The following is a 19,024-nucleotide window of genomic DNA, read 5'->3' on the forward strand; positions in this document are numbered from 1 at the left end:
GAATGTCGGCCGTGACGCTGCTGGAGGTCGAATCGCTGACCAAGCGATACGGCTCGATCACCGCCGTCGACGATCTGTCGTTCTCGGTGGCGCCAGGCGAAACGCTCGGGCTGCTGGGACCCAACGGCGCCGGCAAGACCACCACGATGGGCTGCATCGTCGGCCTGCTGGAGCCCGCCGCCGGTCGCATCGCCATCGACGGGCTGGCGCCGAAGTCGAAGACGGTCAGCGCCATGGTCGGCTATGCGGCCCAGCGCACCGCGCTGTACCTGTCGCTGCGTGTTTCAGAGAACCTGGCCTACTTCGGTGGCCTGTACGGACTGCGAGGCCGGGCGCTCGCCGAGGCGGTGGCGAAGATCATCGACCTGTTCGACCTCGACTCGCTGACCGGCCGCCGGGTGAACGACCTCAGCGTGGGGCAGGCGAAGCTCGTGCACCTGGCATCAGCCGTGATCCATGAGCCCACGCTGCTGCTGGTCGACGAGCCGACGGCGGGCCTCGACGTCTCGGCGCGACGGCGGGTGATCGACGCCATCCGACGACTCGCGACCCAAGGCACTGCGGTCATCTTCAGCACCCACTACCTCGAGGAAGCCGACGAGGCGTGCGATTCGCTGGTGATCATCGACCATGGCCGGCGGGTTGCGGCCGGTCCGCTCGGGGATCTGCTCGCCACCGACCCCGACCCGGCCACGATCATCCGGCTCGGCAACGGCGACACAGTGTCATTCGACGACCGTGACCTCATGGCGGCGATCAACTCCGTCGATCAGGACCAGATCGCAGAAGTGGTGGTGGAGCGGCCGTCGGTCCGCCGCCTCTACGAGCGGGTCATCGATAGCAGCGACGCCGACGGGGCGGGCACGGGCAACGCCGGCACGGGCAACGCCAGCACCGAAGCCGACAGCAATACCGGCGACGACAGCAGCAGCGCCGATGGTTAGCACCCTCCTCATCGCCCGCAACGAACTGCGCCTGCTGCAGCGCGACCCGTTCCCGTTGTTCGTGCTGATCGGCATGCCGGGCGTGCTGCTGTTCTTCGTTACCGACGCGCTCATCGGCGGGCCGGCTCACTCGGTGCCCGCCCTGGCCTCGCTGTTCGCCCTCATGGGTACCGGTTCGATGGGGTTCTCGTTCTTCCGAGAGCACGGCTGGGGCACCTGGGACCGGCTCCGCGTCGCCCCGGTGCGCACGATCGAGCTCGTCGCCGGCAACGCCATCCCGATGCTGGCCGTCACCGCCGCCCAGCAGCTCATCATGGTGGCCATCGGCATCGCCGTGTTCAGCCTCGATGTGCCCGGCGGTGCGGCCCAGCTCGTCATCACGGCGTTGGTCTGCGCGGCGATGTACGTCGCCCTGGCGATCGCATTGACGTCGCTGTGCCGGACCATGTCGCAGCTCAACGCCGCCTCGATGCTCGGCACCATGGCGATCGCAGGCGCCGGCGGGGCGATCGCCAAGATCGCAGCGCTGCCGGGCTGGGTGCAGGCCATCGCCCCGGCCAGCCCTGTGTACTGGGTGATCGACGCCTACCGCAGCGTGCTCAACGGCGAGCAGGGCTTCGGCCGCGCCATCGCCATGCTGGTCGGGTTCGCGGCGCTGTTCACCGCCATCACCCTGTGGCAATTCCGAGCCCACAAGCCGAAAGAGGGCCTCGCCGGGTGACCGATCCCGCCTCAGCAGCCTCAGCAGGCTCAGCAGGCTCAGCAGGCTGAGCAGCCTCAGCGGCGCAGTGGGCTGGACAGACCGAGCGCCAGTCGGAGACCGTCGTCGATGCGCTCCATGGTGGCCGGGCCGACGGCGCCGACCGCTTCGGACAGTTCTGCCTTGTCGATGGTGACCACCTGGGACACGTTGGCCACCGAGTCGTGGGGCAGGCCCGCTTCGGCGGCGGGCAGGCTCACGTTGCCGGGCGCGTCGAGCAGCTGCAGATTGCTTGTCACCACCACCCCGACAACCGTCGCTATGCGGCTGCGGTTGAAGCTGTCATCGGAGACCACCACCAGCGGGTGCCGGTAGCCCGGTTCCGAACCGGCCGGCTCGCCGAAGTCCACCCAGCAGACATCGCGCCGCTGAATCACCGGCGGCCTGACAGCGCCCGAGCCTGCGCCTCACGAAGGCCGGCCCCGAGATCGGAGCGCTCGGCCTCGTACACGGCATTGAGCTTGGCCGTGACCTCCTGCCGCCCAGCCTCGGCCAGCAGACGCCGCAGCGCCTCCGCATACAGGCTTGAGCGCGAGCAGCGCTCACGCGCCGCCAATTCCTCCCCTGCCCGAAACACATCGTCCGGAATCGAAACGGCGATCTTCATGCCCGCAGTATAACCAAGTCATACCACCGCTCATCTCGCGGGCGAAGGCCGCTGTCGACGGGTCGAAGCAGATCGGCGCAGCAGACGCCCTGAAGCCGTTCAGTCCTGACGGAGGGCGATCGGCACCAAAGGCCGGCTGACGACGGTTGCGTGGAAGCTGTCGGTGCCTTCGGCGATCCAGTCGGCCGGGCGAATGGCATCCTCGACCTGGCGACCGAGTCGTTTCTCGGCGACGGAGAGCGCTTCGTAGAGCCGGTCGCGATCAGGCACGCCGAGCACGAGGACATCGATATCGGCGACGGGACGTTTCGTTCCCTCGCCAGACCAGCGAGCTGCCCATGAGCCAAAGATGTACGCGGCCTCGATGCCGTCGATGTCCTCAAGAACCTCAGCGAGCACTTGCGGCGGGCCGAACGCCTTGACCAGCACGTCGGCGAGTCCCCGGTAGTAGGGACTTTCGGTGTCGGCTCGCACGAGCCGGACATTGCCGATCCTGCGGCTCGTGACGATTCCGGCCGCTTCGGCCCGCTCGATCTCACGGTGCACGGAGCTGATCGGAACACCCGCCATGGCTGCGATGTCCGTGACACTGGCTTCGAGCTCGGGATCGCCGAGCAGTAGAGCAAGAATCTCGCCCTGCTGGCGCGACCGCAGCAACGGCAACAACTTCGGTGCCTCAGTCTTTCCCATATCCAGAGAAGCTCATTTCATTTAAAGAAAATGCTGAGACGTGACGATTGGTCTCATCGATCCCCTGCTTGCGCTACGCCCTGTGCCGCGGGGACGTCAACGATTCGTTTAGACGCAACTCCGAGAGCGCTCTCAGCTTGGCTTCGTCGATTCGCTGGGCTCGCTCGGGATCGCGCCGCGCCTGGTCTCGCAGTTCGCTGAACTTCTTGGTGCTCGGCATCAGCAGAGTCCTCCTGTTCGCTGCGCTCCCGGGAGACGTCACGGCTTGACTCAAGGTTTGAATTCTCGCCCTGCGCGATCGGCAACAAACTAGTCTGTCTAGTGTGGTTGACACGTGACGGGAGACGAGCTGTTGCGCACGTTGCGCCGTCTTGGTTGCGAAGTGCTGCGACAGCGAGGCTCACACGTGCGACTGCGCTGTGGCGAATGCTTGGCAACCGTGCCGGTACATGCAGGGCGCGACATTGCAGTGGGCACCCTGCGCTCCATCGAGCGCCAGCTTGAACGGTGCCTCGGGAAAGGATGGTTGAGGCGATGACCAGCTATACGGTGACCTACCGGCGAGACCCAGGCGACGATGCCTGGCTCGTGGACATCGAGGCCATGACCGACGTCCACACCTTCGGCCGGAACCTCGATGAAGCGGCGACGAACGCCCGCGAGGCCATCGCCGTCACGGCCGATGTCCCCGAATCCGCAGTGGAGCTCGACGAGCGCATCTGTGTCGCCGACGTCGATGTCGACGAACTCGCACGCCTGCGCGACCAGGCGCTGGAGGCGCACGAGATCTACCTGGCCCGCCAGCGCGCCGCCGCGCTACGACTCACCGAGGCCGGCGTCTCGCGCCGTGATGCCGCCCGGCTCCTCGGCGTGTCGCACCAGCGGGTCCAACAACTCGTCGCCGGCTGACGTGAGCGGCACGAACGCCCGCGGCGTCGCTCACTGGCGGACGCAGCCGACAACTCCCCACTCGGAGACCGAGGGCCAGCTGCAGGAGCTGCAAGCGGTGATCGATCTCGCCCGCACGGTCATCAGTGATGACGCCGTTAGGCCGTGGCTGCGATCTCCCAACCCGGGCCTCGGCGACCGAACACCGCTGGACGTCATCGCCTCCGGCGAGCACCAACGCGTGATCGATCTGCTGCATGCGCTGGCGGAGGGCGTCACGTCCTAACTAGGACGCTAAACAGCCCCGACCGAAGTCGGGGCCGTTGGACCGGGGTTACGCGCCCCGGTGGGGTGCGCTCATCGTACCGGAGGCATCGGTGGCTGAAGCCATGGGGAACCGGGCGACTCAGGCGACCTGGACGGCGTCGTGGAGCCGGCTCGGCAGTTCCGCCGGGAACGACAGCACGAGGTGCCGATTGAGTCCGGACGCAACTCGGGCAAGCGTGTCGATCCGGTTGCGTGCTCCCCCGCCTTCCTCAAGGCGTGAGATCACCGATTGGGTCGTACCCATGCGCTCTGCCAGCTCGCGCTGGCTCAGGCCCGCCTGCACTCGCAGATCATGGATGAGCTGACCCAACGCAAGATCCTGCTCGACGACTGCGCGCGTCGACGCGGAAGGCCCGCCTCGGCCAGCCTTGACATCCTCCCAGCGAGATCGATTAGCCACAGCTCGACTCCATCACGGATCGCTGCGTGCGCAGTCCGCTGCAACGCGACGCGCCCGAGCGATCTCGATGCGCTCGTTGCCACGCTGCTTGCGAAACGTCGTCAGGAGCACCACCCGACCGTCCGCCGTGAATCGATACGTGATACGTCGGGATGTCGGACCGAGTGTGAAGCGAAGCTCGAATAGGCCGCCGCCGAGACTTCGCGACAACGGCATGCGGGCCATGGCACCCAGATCTGCCAGCCGGTCGATGATCACGACGACGCGGTGCCAGTCGGATTCGCTGAGCTGATTGAGCCACCCCACTACCTCGTCGTGGATCTCGACATCTGCCACGCACAGGATAATCGCACTATTGCGATAATGCCACCAAAGTAGTTTTGGCGATGCGCGAACTCAAATCGTCGCGTCGAAGCAGCTGTCGCACGTCACCTAGTGCGCAACTGCGGCCGCCCGAAGGCGACCGTAGGACGTGGCGTTCGGCCGATGGCCTCGGCGCCGGATCGGTGAGCACTACGCAGCTAGGTCAGTTGTCCGTGCTCGGTGAGCCAGGCACGCCACCGCTCCCGCACGTGGGGTGCCAGGTAGATCTCATCCCACATGTCGACGAGAGCGTCGACGTCGACGAAGTACCGCACGTCGGCTTCGAGACCCTCGGTCATGACCCTGGCGTAGGCCCGGCAGCGCTGTTGACGATCTTCCAAGTCATAGACATACGGCGGGCTCCACGCGACATGATCTGGGAGCCTCACCGTGCCCTTTGCCTTGGGCAGCGACCGATCGCCTACGTCTGCGGGGATCGCGACTGGCATCCGCCCAAGCGGACGGCGCTTCGCTTCGCGCGTATCGGTCTCGAGACGGCCGGTCATGAACTCATTGTATTTGCGGGTCGAAATCTCACGATCTGCACTGGTTCCCGCGGCAGTCGAACCGGCAGCTCGTCCCACAGCTTGCCCTCGAGTTCGCGGCCGCCGGCCTTGGGCGTGCGGCCTCCCCACTGCTTGAAGAAGAACGCGACGCCGGCCGAGATGCAGGCGTCGCGCAGCTCGGTGACCCAGTCCAGCTCCATGGGCCGGGCGCCGGCACCGGACTCGCCGCCGGCGATCACCCAATCGATGCCCGCAAGATCGAGCTCGCCGAGCGGGCCGAGCAGCGGCTCGGCGCTGACGAACCTCACCGCTGCGGGAACCTGGCGCAGGTGGTCGATGCGGAACCCGTACCGGCGAGTCTCGACGCTCACGCCCATCCACAGGTTCGGCGGCCAGTCGAGCTCAGGTGCGATCCGGCTCAGCCGCTGCGCTCGCTTGGTGAGCACCTGGTAGGTGTGCTGGGGCGTCTCGCGGATCACCTCGAAGACCTGCGCGATGAACCCCGACGGCACGTCGTCGTGAAAGAGATCGCTCATCGAGTCCACGAACACGAGGCGGGGTGCGCTCCAGCGTCGAGGCACATCGAGTGACGAGCGATGCAACGTGAGCCCGAAGCCCGGCCCGCTCGTCGACGGGTCGCCGTCGTTCTGGTACTTCGGCGACCCCATCGCCTTGAGCCGCTTGGCCAGCGTCTGCGCATAGCAGCGATCGCAGCCCGGCGACACCCGATCGCAGCCCGTGGTCGGATTCCACGTCGCCTCGGTCCACTCGATCCCCGACCTGTCAGCCACGCCCCAACCGTAGAGACGGGGTGTCACTGTCAGGAAGCCGTCAGCTTCGTCAGCTCAGGACAATCGATCCGACACGCGCGACGCGCAACAGCTAGGTCGTGTCTACGAATCGGTGCGATGCCTTGCCACGCCAATCCACGTCTTGCCACGCCTGCCGTGCCGAGCCATGCCTAACTTGATCGAGCCGAGCCATGCCTAGCCGTGTCTGCCGCGCCGTGATCGTTGGGTGTGGTGCGGACCAAATCAAATTGTCCACCCCCACCCCTACGCACCAGCGTAGGGGTGGGGGTCGACAACGCAGCATGATCGGCACGAGTCCGACCGTCGCGTTGACGCTGGCAACCTGCGCCCAGACGCTAAACAGCCCCGGCCGAAGCCGGGGCCGTCGGACCGGGGTTACGCGCCCCGGTGGGGTGCGCTCAGCGTATCGCTATTGATACGCCTGTCAAACACACTCGACACCTAGCCTCGGTATGGCATGTCTGTCGAACGGGTTGTCGCGTACATCGACGGCTTCAACTTCTACCACGGTCTCATGGAGGCCAAGCTCGGATCGTCGCGCTGGCTCGATCTCAGGGCTATGTGCGCCAACCTGCTGAAACCTCATCAACAACTCGTTGGGGTCCGCTACTTCACGACCCGCGTCAGGAACGACCCTACGAAGCAGGCCCGTCAAGGGACCTACATCGAGGCGCTACAGGCACACGGTGGAGTCGACATCGACTTCGGCCACTTCCTCTCCAAGTCTGCTCAATGCAAGCAATGCGGCTACAAGTGGCAGCGCAACGAGGAGAAGAAGACGGACGTCAACATCGCAGTGCGGCTTCTCGACGATGCATACGACGACTTGTTTGATGTCGCGATCGTCATCTCGGGAGACAGTGATCTTGCTCCTCCCATCGAGTCCGTACAACGAAGGCATCCTGCGAAGACCGTCGTGGTGGCATTTCCTCCAAAGCGGCGCTCCGCCGAACTCAGACGAGCGGCCCACGTGGCCTTTCCCATCGGAGACGGCGTCATCCGCAAGAGCCGCCTGCCGGACCCGATCTTCAAAGCGAACGGCCACATGCTGCAGGCACCTCAGGGGTGGTTGCCGACTTAGGGCAGCAACAGCAGGTCAGACGGCGGCGGTGTTGTGGAAGTGCTTGACGATCTCGAAGAACTCGTCGGCGTCGCTTGGGCTGTAGAGCAGTTCGGGGCCTTGGGGAGCGACGCTAATGAATGGTGAGTCGTAGATGCGGCCGGGATCGATCGTGCCGTTGTCGGTGAGGTAGTCGATCACCATCTCGACGAAGCGGATCTGGTTGGCGCTGTAGCGCTTGTCGTCGAGGAACTTGGAGAAGGCTCGCATCGCTGCGGCCCGGTCCAGGCCCACCAACGAGCGGATGAACAGCCCGAAGCTGCCGGCACGTTTCGACGCCTCGGCGAAGGTGTCGGTGTCGCCGATGCCGGCCCCGACCAATACCCGCTGCAAGGCCTCCATGTCGACCAGCGTCAAGGTCTCGCCGCTGCGCACCTTGGCCACCACGTCGTCGGCCAGGTTCTCCTTCAAGAAATGCTCGGCTTTCTTGCGGAACTGGGCGAACTCGTTGCTGTCGATCGCTCCCCCGGCACCCGGCAGCACAACCTCCTCCGCCTCGCCGAGCTCATCGGTGAAATCGCTGTAGAGCACATTCTTCTTCGTGCGCTCGATCAGGTGGACGAGGCCACGGAGTCGCTTGCGAGCGTCTTCGAGCATCGGGTAGGTGGCATCGATCCACCACTCATCGGTCTGGATGGCAGTGATCAACTCCAGCTGCTTGACCACATCAGGAATCGTCGTGCCAAGGTCCTCCAGGGCTGACGCAGCGCCGATGATGCGCCTGCGCTGCCGCTCGAACGGTTCCCGATGCAGCAGGCTCAACTCCGCATTCAACATCACGACATCGAAACGCTTGGCGTCCTCATCCTCGGCCTCAAGCTGATCGGGCAGCTTGGCGACCCGATCGTTCAGCGCCGCGAGATCCTCAAGCGACACCGTCTCCCATGCAGCCAGCGAGCTGAACCGCTCGACGAGCTCCAAATGAGGCCGCACCAAGAAGTTGTTCGGATTCATCGACTTGACCGCCTCATGCAGCGTCGCGGCAACCTCGGCCCGTTCATCGCCGTACGACTCGATGGAGCCGAGCGCCTGTAGCAGCTCCAGCCGCGTGCTGAACAGCATCTCGCCCAGCGACTTCACGCCCGTCTTGTCCGCCGGCACCAGCTCCTGGCTGAAGTACTCCAGGTTCTGGCAGAAGTCGAACACCTTGAACTCGGTCTTGTGGCCGCCAGGCCCGAACAGGTCCGCACACAGCCGAGTGCCCCGCCCCAGCATCTGCCAGAACTTGGTCTTCGACCGCACCAGCTTGAAGTACACGAGGTTGACCACCTCGGGCACGTCGATGCCGGTGTCCAGCATGTCCACGCTGATCGCAATGTGCGGCGGCTTGGCCTTGTTGGAGAAGTCGTCGATCAGACTCTGGCCGTACTTGACCTGATGAGTGATGACCCGGGCGAACCCGCCGGCATCCAGCGTCGGGTAGTTGGCGTCGAAGCGTTCCTTGATGAAATCGGCGTGGCGCTGGTTCTTGGCGAAGATGATCGTCTTGCCCAGCCGGTCGCCGCCGGCCACCTTGATGCCGTCGGTCATCAGGTGTTCCAGCACCCGATCGACGGTGTCCCTGTTGAACAGCCACTTGTTGAGCTCGGCAGCGTCGATCTCCTCGGGCGGGTCGAGCGGGTTGCCCTCGTCGTCCTCGCCCCAATCGAGCTCGTCCCAGGCGTCCTTCTCGTCCTCGCTCAAGTCGTCGTACTTGATGCCCTCCCGCACGAACTTCAACGGCACCGACACACCCCGCGGCGGCACCAGGTAGCCGTCCTTGATGGCGTCATCCAGCGAGTACGCGTCGGTAGGCACGCCGGTCTCGAGGTCGAACAGGTCGTAGGTGTTCTTGTCCACCTCGTCCTTGGGGGTCGCCGTCAGGCCCACCAGCAGCGAGTCGAAGTAGTCGAAGATGCCCCGGTACTTGCGGTACACCGACCGGTGCGCCTCGTCGATCACCACCAAGTCGAAGTGCCCCACGCCGAAGCGGCGGGTCCCGTCGGCCCGGTACTCGTCGATCTTGCCGACCATCGTCTGGTAGGTCGACACATACACCCGGCCGTCCTCGTTGCCTTCGGTCACCAGATTCACCGGCGCCGAATCGGGCAGATGGGTCTTGAAGGCGTTCACCGCCTGGTTCACCAATGCGGTGCGATCGGCGAGGAACAGCACCCGCTTGACCCACCCGGCGCGCATCAGCAGGTCCACCAGCGCGATCACGGTACGGGTCTTGCCTGCACCGGTGGCCATCACCAGCAGTGCCTTGCGCTGCTTCTCATTGTCGAAGTGCTCGGCGATAGCCCGAATGGCCCGCTCCTGATAGTGACGGTCGACGATCTGCTCGCCGACATCCAGCGATGCCAGCGCCTTGCGTGACGTGCGCCGCTGGATGAGCAAGGCCAGTTCATCGCTGGTGCAGAACCCCTGCACCGGTCGAGACGGGTACTGGGTGTCGTCCCACAGCCAGTGCTCGTAGCCGTTGCTGACGTAGATGAGGGGCCGTTGGCCGGTCTGGGCCTCCAAGCAGTCGGCGTAGAGCTTCGCCTGCTGCTCGCCGACCTTCGGATCCACGAGGGCCTTCTTGGCCTCCACCAAGGCGAGCGGCAGCCCGTCGGGGCCCCACAACACATAGTCCACGTAGCCGACGCCCGACCCCGACGGCATCCCGTGTACCTCGTACTCGGTGTCGCGACCTTCGATCAGATCGGTCCAGCCGGCCTCCGCTAGCAGCGCATCGATCTTGAACTTGCGAGTCTCAGCCTCAGACCAGTCGTACGCCTCCGGCGGAATGGTTTCAGCCGCCTGCTTCTTGGCCGCAGCGACCTCTGCTCGCAGCTTCGCCAGTTCGGCGCTCAGCTCATCGGCAGTCCGGGTCGATTCGGCCAATCGCAGCTGAGCGGAGGCAAGCTCGGCTGTCTCCCGCTCGAGCCGTTCCTCAAGCTCCTGTCGCTCGCGCAGCGATGCTTGCTCGGCCTTGCCCGAGTCGAGCAGCCTGTGCGGGTTGAAGCGCAGCGCCGGGTCGGGCTTCGAGGAACGTCCGTAGTTCAAGGCGAACCAGAAGCAGAACTGGAACAGCGCCGAAACGATCTCGACCGCCTCCAGCTTCGACCGCGCCTTCGACTCGTGCACGGCACGATTCCCGGCTAGCTGAATCTTCCGCGCCACGTTGAAGACCCGCCCGCCTTCCAGCGCCTTGAACGCCGCCTCGTTCAGCCGCGCGCCGAGCGTGTCGTCGTATGGCTCAGGCAGCGACCGGTCGTGCTGGTACGCCCACTTGACTGCAGATTCGAGACACTTGCGCGCATAGATGACCGCGGCACCCGGGTCCGATAGCGCGTAACCCTCAGCCCGAGTCGCAGCATCAAACTCAGGTCGAAACTCAGTCCTAAGGAACGAGAACTGAGATTCGCTCACAGTTCCCCACGAAACACCCGTTGCTGGAGCGATGCAAATAGCGTGTCGAGAACTCCAAGCTGGTGCCGGCCTACCTGCATCAACTCATTAATCTCGCCAACTCGCTTAGCATACGCATCCATCAGACTAATCGGTGGAATTGGGATTTCGATTCCGCGCAAAACCTTCAAGTTAATATTCTTCTGAGCCGATTCGGATGCCTGCATTTCCAATATTGGCTGCAGAAAATTCAAACAGCCGCGAACATATTCAGTCGCTGATTCAAATCGAGCAGTAAACCCCACTACGCTGTCGGGGAAACACGCGTCGAACGTGAGGATAGCAGTCTTGGCAATATTCGCCGCAATTGTAATGCAGAGGGTGCCACTCGGCCACAGCCTGCTTTGCGCCAGTCCCTCGTCAGAATAGGTCGCCGAGAAGTTGTCAACATAGCCATTGGAGCCAGCGACATCGCCAGTCTGTACTAGCGGCCAGTTTCCACCCAGCAGAACCGGGTCATTTCGAGGTCGGTGCTTTGACACGCCCCGCTCCAAACTCCCTAGTGCAGTCAGGGAGTCGACTGGCCAGCCTTTTGTATTGCTCACGGGGCTTCCGAACATCTCGACAAAAACTGAATTCGTGAGCACGTTGATTCGATGGAGCGCACTGCGACGCTTCACTCGCAGCGATTCGGCTCCGTCCAACAGTTCTTCTATACGGTATTGAACATCTAGCGGCGGCAAAGGTACCATGAGCGATTGAAGTACACTAGGTCGTACCCGCGAGTGACTACTCCCTACAGAACTGTTCACAGCGAATGCCACTACTCTCGGTAGCCTCAAATAGTGTAGCAAATAGCGTCTCGATAGTGTTGAGCCAGGGCGTATTGGAAGAATATCTGTGCTGCACACTCCATCAAAGTCGGGCACCGCGACCTTAGATAGATGAACCCCGAGCTTGCCATATAGAACATGATTTCTGTCGAATTTCATCTTCGTACTCTTCAACCCAGCATCGCGAGCCGGACCAACCGAAACAAACGAGCCATTTGACGTTATGTTCTCAAGTCCCACGTAGAGTGTGGCATCACCGATGTTTGCGGGCTCTATGGAGGCCCGTTCGAACGCAGCAACCTCACCAAGCTGTACACGGGGCCAACTCCGGTATCCGCTCGCTTCACCACGGCCGCTGGAATCTGGCGTAGTACCGGTCATTCTACCGTACTGCTCTCGCTCCAAGGTGCGCTGGCATCGGCCAGAGTATTGATCCGATTAATTCCACCCTTAATGGCAGAATTAACTTGTCGATCTATGCCTTGAATCAAATATGCGGCCATGCCAACAAATGTGAGTGTGAACGCGGAAACGTCGCGTAAGTCAAGCTCTCTCTTTGCCGAACTCTCGGTGCCTCCGTGACGAATACCCGGATAATTGCTCGCGAACTTGTACAGTGTTTTGGCCGCTTCGCTTAGACTGTCGTGAGGCCAAGTACCGACCTCATCAACGATTTCACTAAAGCTAGGGTCGGCGCCCGCCACGTGACCCGAGCCTATTGCTTCTAGTAGATTGCATTGCTTCTGTATGGCAGTAGCGATGCGGAACTCTCTTGGATCATCGAGGCATTCTGCCAAGGCATGCTCGAAAGCTATCATTTGCTTGTGCAAGTAAACTTGAGGCGATGTCGAAGACTTGATCTGTGCGAAGAGAGTTGACGCAAGGCCGGGGAACGAAATCCACAACGCCGCGTCAGTGTCAACGTAGTAACGCAAGCTATACTTGGTGGCAAATTCACTCAGTAAGGCAACGTATCTAGACTCAAGATCACGAGATCCGACTTCCGCAAGCACTGCGAATACACTCGTAAGCCCGCTGCGCGCTTTTGCTTCGCTCTCAAAGTCAGTGCCTGATAGACTAGACAGTAGCGACTCCGCCAGTTGTTCGTCGCCTTCGGCCCTCGCAGCGAGGTCCACCAGGTTGGGGGCGTTGTTGCGGATACTGCCGTCGCTGTCGTGTACGTAGGAATCATCTGGTTGGCGGACGAACGGCACGAGACTGCGATATATCTGGCCGAGAATATTTTGGGGACAATGCTCGTGATCAATCAGGGGTAGCCATACTTCCCTGTGGGCACGGTCCATTACTGGCCTAAGGTAGCCACTCATGCCAAATTCCCGTCCAAATGCTCAAGATCTTTCTGTATCTGGCGCTCTAGGGACTGGATCTCGGCGATGATCTCTCGTGGTGGCCGATGTTCGACTTCGTGATACACGATTTCCTTATACCGGTTTATGCTCAGATCGTAGTCGTTGGCTTCGATGTCCGACTTGGACACACAAAACGATTGCTCCCGCGTTGATCGCTCAAGTTCGGATCCTCGGCGTGCAAACCAACGGGCAAGCACGTCAGGTAGGTTGTTCTGCTCATGCTCGTCCTCCGTGAGTCTTTCTTCGACGACTGCTCCAAACTTTGCGTCATCGAGCAAAGGCGTTCTCTTGTCATCAAGACTAAGTCCGTCAGCTCGGAGGTCGTAATACCACACAAGATCTGTGCCACCAGAGTTGGTCTTAGTGAATAGAATGATCGCCGTCGTGACTCCGGCATATGGCCGAAATACACCCGCTGGTAGCGATATGATGCCATCAAGTTTCTGTTCTTCCACCAAGATCTGCCTGAGTTTCCTGTGCGCTTTAGTAGAGCCAAAAAGTAGCCCGTCTGGCACAATTATGGCCGCCCGACCTCCTGGTCTCAAGAGACGCAAGAAGAGAGCGACAAATAACAGCTCGGTCTTCTTGGTCCGGATGACTTGCAGCAGATTCTTCGCGGTACCTTCGTAATCGAGTGAACCAGCGAATGGTGGATTGGCGAGGATCAAGCTGTAAGTATCAGAAGAGTCTGCGTAATCTTCTGCCAAAGAGTCCCGGTAGCTAATGTTGGGATTCTGCACTCCGTGGAGTTGCATGTTCATCGATCCGATGCGCAGCATCGTATTGTCGAAGTCGTAGCCAGAGAACATCGCATTGTGGAAGTGAGTTTGCAAACTCTCGTTCCTGAGAGCATCCGGATGCACTCGACGGATGTACTCGCTTGCACCGACCAAGAAACCACATGTACCGCTGGCAGGATCGCAAATGACATCGTCGGGCTGGGGTTCCATCATCTCGACCATCAGTTGGATTATGTGCCGCGGTGTCCGGAACTGTCCGTTCTGCCCTGCCGTCGCGATCTTGGACAGCATGTATTCGTACACATCACCTTTGGTGTCCCGATCCTGCATCTTGACCGCGTCGAGTCCGTCCACCGCCTTCTCCAGCAGCCCAGCCGTGGGAATCGTGAGACGCGCATCCTACATGTGCTTCGCGTGGGAACTCTCGCCTGCCCGCTGCCGCAGAAACGGGAACACGTAGTTGTCGACCAGGTCAAACATCGTTGCGGCTGGACGGTTCTTGAACCTCGACCAGCGCAGCTCCTCATACGGCCGGCCCTCGGCACGTCCTTCGGGTCGGAACTCTCGCCCTTCGGGGAAGATGTTGCTCTCAATCGGCTCCCCGGTACGGTTCGCCCTGTTTTCCGCGAGCGTCTGTTGCTCGTCAAGACCCTTGATGAACAGCAGGTACGTGAGCTGCTCCATAATCTCCAAGGGGTTCGAGATGCCCCCCGACCAGAAGTGGTTCCACACAGCATCGATCTGCTTCTTGAGCTCACGTGTCAGCATGGCTGCCCATTCCAGCCGATCCGAGCACGTCTCGCTGACCCGCTGCGCCTTTGCGGATCGCGAAGAATGCGTACCCCTCCAAGCCACTGAGCGGCGGGCGTGACCGAGCGGCTGGATGCGTCGCTCGACAAACGCGCCAGACTGACCGAATGCTCGATCTCGACCCATTGACGATCGAAGAGCTACCTGTCGATGAACTCGGCTTGCGTATCCTCGACGACCTTGAGGGCGAGTGGAACACCTACAACTACTTCCTCGGCTGTAGCCGCGATCAGCGATACCAGCACGGCGAGGCGCTCCGAGCGATTCAGGAGGCCATCGCCTGGCTGAGCTACCGAGGCCTCATCGCACCGGCCTTGAGCGAGTCAAGTGGGCGCGGGTTCTTCATCACTCGCGCTGGACACGAGGCACTCGTCAAGGGCCTGGCTCATGTTCGCTCGCTCCACCAAGTCGCTGAGGGCCTCCACCCTGAGATCGAGAGTCGCGCGCGTCGACAGTTCCTGCTCGGCGAGTACGAACAAGCCGTATTCGTCTCGATGAAGGCGATCGAGGTACGGGTTCGTGCACTCAGTGGTCTCGGGGACGATCTTGTTGGGGTCGATCTGATGAATCGGGCGTTCGGCAAAGACGGCTCACTGGCCGATGCGAATGCGGTGAGCGGCGAGCGCGAGGGGCGACGGGCACTCTTTGCCGGCGCCTACGCAGTGCTCAGGAATCCGGCAGGGCACAGAGATGTGGATTACGACGACGTCGCAGAGGCCGCGGAAGCCGTCGCCACTGCGAGCCTGCTGATGCGAATCCTCGACGCCATCGAAACTGGCCAAGAATCGTAGGACCTCTGCATCTAAGACCTCGATGACCAGAGGCTGCGGTGGGTCGCGGATCCATGCCCGCGGCGGCCACGGTGCGGCAACAGTCGCTGGCCTGATGCGGCACGGCCAGCAGTTCCTTCCGCAGATGTCGGCCATACAGTCGCCCGGGTGGACAATGCGTTGTTGACGAATCGCGAGATCGCGTCTCTTGTCACGCTGGCGGCGTTTGTGATGCTGGCCATTGTTGCCGTTGTCCGCGACGGCTCAGGTGGGCAGATACTTCAGGTCGGACGTTCAGCGTTCGCGACGCTCGTGAGCACGAAGATCCCGCTCTTGTTCGCCAGCTACGTGGGCTGCATCGCCGTCACCGTGGCATTGGCGAGCCGCTGGTGGCCGTGGGACACAACCCTGTTGAAGGCGACGGTTGTGTGGTGCTTGATCTCGGGCATCGGCCTGTTCGGCAAGGCGTTCAGTGCCGTCGAAGAGAAGGGCGTCTTCATCAGAGCGCTCAAGCGGATCATCGCGGCCGTCGTCGTCTTCGAATTCATCGCGAACTTGGCCTCGTTCCCCCTCTGGGTGGAGATCCCCGCGGCGTTTGTTGCCTCCCTGTGCACTCTTCTCGCCGCGTTCGGTGCGCGGGACGCGGAACACACCGGTGTCGTGAAGATGGCCAACACCTACCTGGGCATCTTCGGCCTAGCGGCGATCGGATGGGCAGCGTGGCGGCTGGTGGACGACTGGTCGGACATTGACAGAGCCCTGCTGCTCCGCGAGTTCTTGTTGCCGCTGTGGCTGACACCGGTCGCACTGCTGCTCATCTATCCGTTGTCCTGGTTCGCGGCCTATGAGGGCGTACGAGCCAGGATGCGCTTCGCTGCAAACGGTCGGCCGATTCGCGCACAGCGCCTGGCTGTGATGATCCGCAGTGCCGGACGGCTCGGTGCACTGCGAGAGCTACAAGGGACCGCTTCTTGGCGCCTCGGGCGCGCCGTCGGGTTCCGTGCGGCTTGGCGAGAGATCGGCGATATCAAGCAAGATCAACGCGAGGAACGCGAAGCCCAGCTCGCAGCAGAACGGCGGCTCGAGCTCAACGCCGGCCTCGTCGGCACAGACTCAACCGGCAAGCAGCTCGATCAACGAGAGCATGCCGAGACCATGCAAGCGCTTCGCTGGTTGGCGACCTGCCAGATGGGCCACTACAGGAACCGAGGCAACCGGTACTACGAGGGCCTGGAGATCATCATCGACGATCTGTCCGACAAGTACGGCCTGCCGAGGCCCAACGGCGTCGTGATGCACATCAGCCGTGACGGCCAGAGTTGGTACGCAGCCCGTCGGACGATCACCGGGCATTGGTTCGCCATTGGTGCCGCCGGCCCGCCCAGCGATCAATGGCTCTACGACGGGCCCGCTGCCCCCAGCGGCTTCCCCGACGAAGCCGAGTGGGAGCAATGGGCACCCGGCGACAACGCCCCCAACTGGACCTGAACCAAGCGGGCCGAAGCGCTCCCTCCTCGTTCGAGACAGCAGCTACTATTTCATCAATGGTGAAATCTAAGCAGTGCGAGTGGTGCGGAGGGCCCCTGAAGGAGACGGCCGGCCCTGGACGACCGAGCAAGTACTGCAGCGCCTCACACCGGCAGATGGCATATCAAGCACGTCAACAGGATGAGGCGGTCAGCCGACAGATGTCTGAGGCGGGGGCCAGTGTCGCCTCGCATCTCCTCCAAGCGGAGCGCATCGCGACGGCGTTGCAGGACTCCGTTCGATGGCGGGACAGCTTCGGGGCGATCACTGCGGAACACAACAAAGCCATGCAAGCGGTACTGGGCAGCGCCACGGCCGCCGCCGCGACCCGATCAGCCTTCGCAAACATCAGCCGCCACACCGACTCGCTAGCAGCAGCCAGAGCAGCGATGGCGCCAAGCGTGGCCACCACACTGGCAGCCGCCGTCAAGCACAACTACGACATCCAGAAGGTGCTAGACGCCACCAACGCCAGCGCCGCGATGCCTTCTGTCTTCGCCAAAATCGGCCGTCATACCGACTCACTCGCAGCGGTCGGAGCAGCGATGGGACCAAACGCTGCCACCACACTGGCAGCCGCCGTCAAGCACAACTACGACATCCAGAAGGCGCTGGGCGCTACCGGCATCGGCCCCCCCGCTCAATCGACGCTCACAGGCATCGGCCTCCAAGCCGACTCACTCAAGGCGCTCGGGGCAGCTGTGGACCCAGGCGTAGACAAACTCGCAAAGGCACTGCACAGTCAGTTCGACGGCATTACCAATGTGCTCAAGTCCTATCGAATTGATCCAGCAGTGCTGCCACATAGGCAGATGTCCGAGATCATGCGCCAACTTTCAATGAGGCCCGACCTCGCCGCTGTCGCTGAGTCAGCTGCAAGCTTGGCCCGGTCGGTCGGCCTGTCGCGAGAACTCGCCGCTGACATTCAGCACATCGCACATGCCGCCAACCGAGCCGATATGGCCGCTGACCTCGTGGGTCCACGAGACCATGACCCGATCAGCCATGACGGCGCCCTCCACGAGATCGTTGAACCGAGCCTTGAGGAGGCCGATTTCAGTTTGCTGCTCATCCTCGTGGTGATGGCAGTGTTTCCGGCCCTACTGGCCACGTCAACGGCTTACGTGACTCAAGCGGCGCAGGACCTGCTGTTCATGTTGCGCTTGCTGGGCAAGCTCACCCAGGTAGACGACGCCATACCCGGCGTGCTGCTGCTGAATGCGGTCATTCGCTCCATTCGACGACCTCGAGGAGAGCCGTAACGCGACGCCGAGACTAGCGAGCGCACGTCGCACTGCTTCTACGCCAACGGTTCGTAGGTGAGCTTTCTGGCAGCGAGGTCGCCTCGCAGGACACCGCCGTCGTTCTCCTTCAGTTGACGCCACGCGGCAAACCCTTGAAACACCGCATCCTCAACCTCTGAGAGATGTCGGCGTGAGACTTCGAGGCCAGCCGTGAAGATCCGAAACGTTCTGAGCGCGTTGTAGTCCAGATGTCGCACGTTCACGAGGCGATTGTGTTGGCGGGCGTACTCAAACATGAAAGCCGCGAACGCCTCTTCGACGACGATTGCTCGGCCACCATCTTCGACGGCGTCGGTCATCGTTCCCCTTGGACGTTTGCGTCCGAAGATCTGGCCACGGGCCACGGGTGACCATCCGAGAACAGCAGCGTTGGCCAAGTGGAACGCATCGTGATACCGGTAGCCACTGTCTTCGTAGGTGTTGTCCCCGAGCCTGCTGGCGACGCGCCGGTTCCGCCAAATCACCTCGACCAGCGGCTCGGGACCGTCGCTGGCCGCTGGGCGAATCGTCACCTCGAACGTGCGAGGAAGCCGATGCGGTCGCCGCTGCCCTGCGTCGAAGTGTTCTGATGGCTTGCGGCGTCTCGGTGGCTTGCCACCGCGAACCGGCCATCGGTCAGATGTCTTGAGCAGGTTTCGCTCAGCGACGTCATCAAGTGAGAGACCAGCCTTCTCGGCGGCATTCGCCAAGTACCACAGGATGTCGCCGAGTTCTTCGGCGACGTTGTCCTTGAAGAGCTCGTACGCCGCCCCGTCTCGCAGACGCTTCTTGTAAGCGGCGAGCAGAGTTCCGACTTCGCCAGCGAGACCGAGCAGAGGGCCCAAGAGCGGATCGTGACCTTCATCATTTGGCCGCGGAAAGTGGTCTGTCTGCCGGGA

Annotated in this window: 20 protein-coding genes and 1 pseudogene; 9 read left to right on the plus strand and 12 right to left on the minus strand. The window is 62.4% G+C overall.

Annotation, left to right across the window (positions count from 1 at the left end):
- Positions 1-11: 11 nt before the first annotated feature.
- Both ACOGI8_RS15125 and ACOGI8_RS15130 read left to right on the plus strand, forming a co-directional pair.
- The gene (locus tag ACOGI8_RS15125) at positions 12-944 is read left to right on the plus strand and encodes an ABC transporter ATP-binding protein (protein ID WP_419854625.1); all 933 of its coding nucleotides are present in this window, start codon (positions 12-14) and stop codon (positions 942-944) included.
- Complete coding sequence (locus tag ACOGI8_RS15130; protein WP_419854626.1) at positions 937-1,665, plus strand: ABC transporter permease; 729 nt, start codon at positions 937-939, stop codon at positions 1,663-1,665. The genes ACOGI8_RS15125 and ACOGI8_RS15130 overlap by 8 nt, the downstream gene beginning before the upstream one ends.
- Before the next feature lie 56 nt (positions 1,666-1,721).
- Here ACOGI8_RS15130 and ACOGI8_RS15135 read toward each other — a convergent pair whose 3' ends face one another.
- From ACOGI8_RS15135 to ACOGI8_RS15145, 3 genes are all read right to left on the minus strand, one after another.
- A complete protein-coding gene (locus ACOGI8_RS15135; RefSeq protein WP_419854627.1) occupies positions 1,722-2,081 on the minus strand; it encodes a type II toxin-antitoxin system PemK/MazF family toxin in 360 nt (119 codons plus the stop codon).
- Positions 2,078-2,311, minus strand: a complete 234-nt coding sequence (locus ACOGI8_RS15140) for a CopG family ribbon-helix-helix protein (protein WP_419854628.1) — start codon at positions 2,309-2,311, stop codon at positions 2,078-2,080. Before ACOGI8_RS15140 ends, ACOGI8_RS15135 begins: the two co-directional genes overlap by 4 nt.
- A 99-nt stretch (positions 2,312-2,410) precedes the next feature.
- Positions 2,411-3,001 (minus strand): ArsR family transcriptional regulator, encoded by a 591-nt coding sequence (locus tag ACOGI8_RS15145; protein ID WP_419854629.1) that lies wholly within the window; start codon positions 2,999-3,001, stop codon positions 2,411-2,413.
- 334 nt (positions 3,002-3,335) lie between these two features.
- Between ACOGI8_RS15145 and ACOGI8_RS15150 the strand changes: the two genes are divergently transcribed.
- The 3 genes from ACOGI8_RS15150 to ACOGI8_RS15160 are packed head-to-tail and all read left to right on the plus strand — an operon-like array spanning position 3,336 to position 4,175.
- A complete protein-coding gene (locus ACOGI8_RS15150) occupies positions 3,336-3,539 on the plus strand; it encodes a type II toxin-antitoxin system HicA family toxin (RefSeq protein WP_419854630.1) in 204 nt (67 codons plus the stop codon).
- Positions 3,536-3,910 carry a helix-turn-helix domain-containing protein gene (locus tag ACOGI8_RS15155; protein ID WP_419854631.1) on the plus strand — a complete coding sequence of 125 codons (375 nt, stop codon included), beginning with the start codon at positions 3,536-3,538 and terminating at the stop codon, positions 3,908-3,910. Before ACOGI8_RS15150 ends, ACOGI8_RS15155 begins: the two co-directional genes overlap by 4 nt.
- A gap of 1 nt (position 3,911) precedes the next feature.
- Positions 3,912-4,175: an antitoxin Xre/MbcA/ParS toxin-binding domain-containing protein gene (locus ACOGI8_RS15160; RefSeq protein WP_419854632.1), complete on the plus strand. Its 264-nt coding sequence runs from the start codon at positions 3,912-3,914 to the stop codon at positions 4,173-4,175.
- A 120-nt stretch (positions 4,176-4,295) separates the two neighbouring features.
- Here the strand turns inward: ACOGI8_RS15160 and ACOGI8_RS15165 are convergent, their stop codons facing one another.
- The 4 genes from ACOGI8_RS15165 to ACOGI8_RS15180 all read right to left on the minus strand — a co-directional run bounded on the left by ACOGI8_RS15165 (position 4,296) and on the right by ACOGI8_RS15180 (position 6,276).
- Entirely contained in the window at positions 4,296-4,616 is a 321-nt protein-coding gene (locus tag ACOGI8_RS15165; RefSeq protein WP_419854633.1) for a helix-turn-helix domain-containing protein, read from the minus strand.
- Positions 4,617-4,628: 12 nt separating this feature from the next.
- On the minus strand, positions 4,629-4,952 hold the full coding sequence (locus ACOGI8_RS15170; protein ID WP_419854634.1) for a type II toxin-antitoxin system RelE/ParE family toxin: 324 nt from the start codon (positions 4,950-4,952) through the stop codon (positions 4,629-4,631).
- Positions 4,953-5,137: 185 nt separating this feature from the next.
- Positions 5,138-5,485: a hypothetical protein gene (locus tag ACOGI8_RS15175; protein ID WP_419854635.1), complete on the minus strand. Its 348-nt coding sequence runs from the start codon at positions 5,483-5,485 to the stop codon at positions 5,138-5,140.
- On the minus strand, positions 5,482-6,276 hold the full coding sequence (locus ACOGI8_RS15180) for a DUF5131 family protein (RefSeq protein ID WP_419854636.1): 795 nt from the start codon (positions 6,274-6,276) through the stop codon (positions 5,482-5,484). Before ACOGI8_RS15180 ends, ACOGI8_RS15175 begins: the two co-directional genes overlap by 4 nt.
- Before the next feature lie 478 nt (positions 6,277-6,754).
- Here ACOGI8_RS15180 and ACOGI8_RS15185 point away from each other — a divergent pair, with 478 nt between their 5' ends.
- The gene (locus ACOGI8_RS15185; protein ID WP_419854637.1) at positions 6,755-7,378 is read left to right on the plus strand and encodes an NYN domain-containing protein; all 624 of its coding nucleotides are present in this window, start codon (positions 6,755-6,757) and stop codon (positions 7,376-7,378) included.
- A gap of 15 nt (positions 7,379-7,393) precedes the next feature.
- Here ACOGI8_RS15185 and ACOGI8_RS15190 read toward each other — a convergent pair whose 3' ends face one another.
- From ACOGI8_RS15190 to ACOGI8_RS15205, 4 genes and pseudogenes are all read right to left on the minus strand, one after another.
- Positions 7,394-10,813 (minus strand): DEAD/DEAH box helicase family protein, encoded by a 3,420-nt coding sequence (locus ACOGI8_RS15190; RefSeq protein ID WP_419854638.1) that lies wholly within the window; start codon positions 10,811-10,813, stop codon positions 7,394-7,396.
- Positions 10,810-11,496, minus strand: a complete 687-nt coding sequence (locus ACOGI8_RS15195; protein ID WP_419854639.1) for a restriction endonuclease subunit S — start codon at positions 11,494-11,496, stop codon at positions 10,810-10,812. Before ACOGI8_RS15195 ends, ACOGI8_RS15190 begins: the two co-directional genes overlap by 4 nt.
- Before the next feature lie 506 nt (positions 11,497-12,002).
- The gene (locus tag ACOGI8_RS15200) at positions 12,003-12,929 is read right to left on the minus strand and encodes a hypothetical protein (protein ID WP_419854640.1); all 927 of its coding nucleotides are present in this window, start codon (positions 12,927-12,929) and stop codon (positions 12,003-12,005) included.
- Between the two features lie 20 nt (positions 12,930-12,949).
- Positions 12,950-14,503: pseudogene (locus tag ACOGI8_RS15205) on the minus strand (N-6 DNA methylase).
- Positions 14,504-14,652: 149 nt separating this feature from the next.
- On the opposite strand from ACOGI8_RS15205, the gene ACOGI8_RS15210 reads away from it, so the two are divergent.
- The 3 genes from ACOGI8_RS15210 (at position 14,653) to ACOGI8_RS15220 (ending at position 18,104) form a co-directional block, all read left to right on the plus strand.
- Positions 14,653-15,336: a TIGR02391 family protein gene (locus ACOGI8_RS15210; protein ID WP_419854641.1), complete on the plus strand. Its 684-nt coding sequence runs from the start codon at positions 14,653-14,655 to the stop codon at positions 15,334-15,336.
- A 147-nt stretch (positions 15,337-15,483) separates the two neighbouring features.
- A complete protein-coding gene (locus ACOGI8_RS15215) occupies positions 15,484-16,803 on the plus strand; it encodes a hypothetical protein (protein ID WP_419854642.1) in 1,320 nt (439 codons plus the stop codon).
- Between the two features lie 200 nt (positions 16,804-17,003).
- Positions 17,004-18,104 (plus strand): hypothetical protein, encoded by a 1,101-nt coding sequence (locus ACOGI8_RS15220; RefSeq protein ID WP_419854643.1) that lies wholly within the window; start codon positions 17,004-17,006, stop codon positions 18,102-18,104.
- Between the two features lie 38 nt (positions 18,105-18,142).
- Here the strand turns inward: ACOGI8_RS15220 and ACOGI8_RS15225 are convergent, their stop codons facing one another.
- Positions 18,143-18,970, minus strand: coding sequence for a MazG nucleotide pyrophosphohydrolase domain-containing protein (locus tag ACOGI8_RS15225; protein ID WP_419854644.1), 828 nt, complete (start codon positions 18,968-18,970; stop codon positions 18,143-18,145).
- Between the last annotated feature and the right edge of the window lie 54 nt (positions 18,971-19,024).

This window comes from Candidatus Poriferisodalis sp. (genome assembly GCF_965204195.1).
GTDB lineage: Bacteria > Actinomycetota > Acidimicrobiia > Acidimicrobiales > Poriferisodalaceae > Poriferisodalis.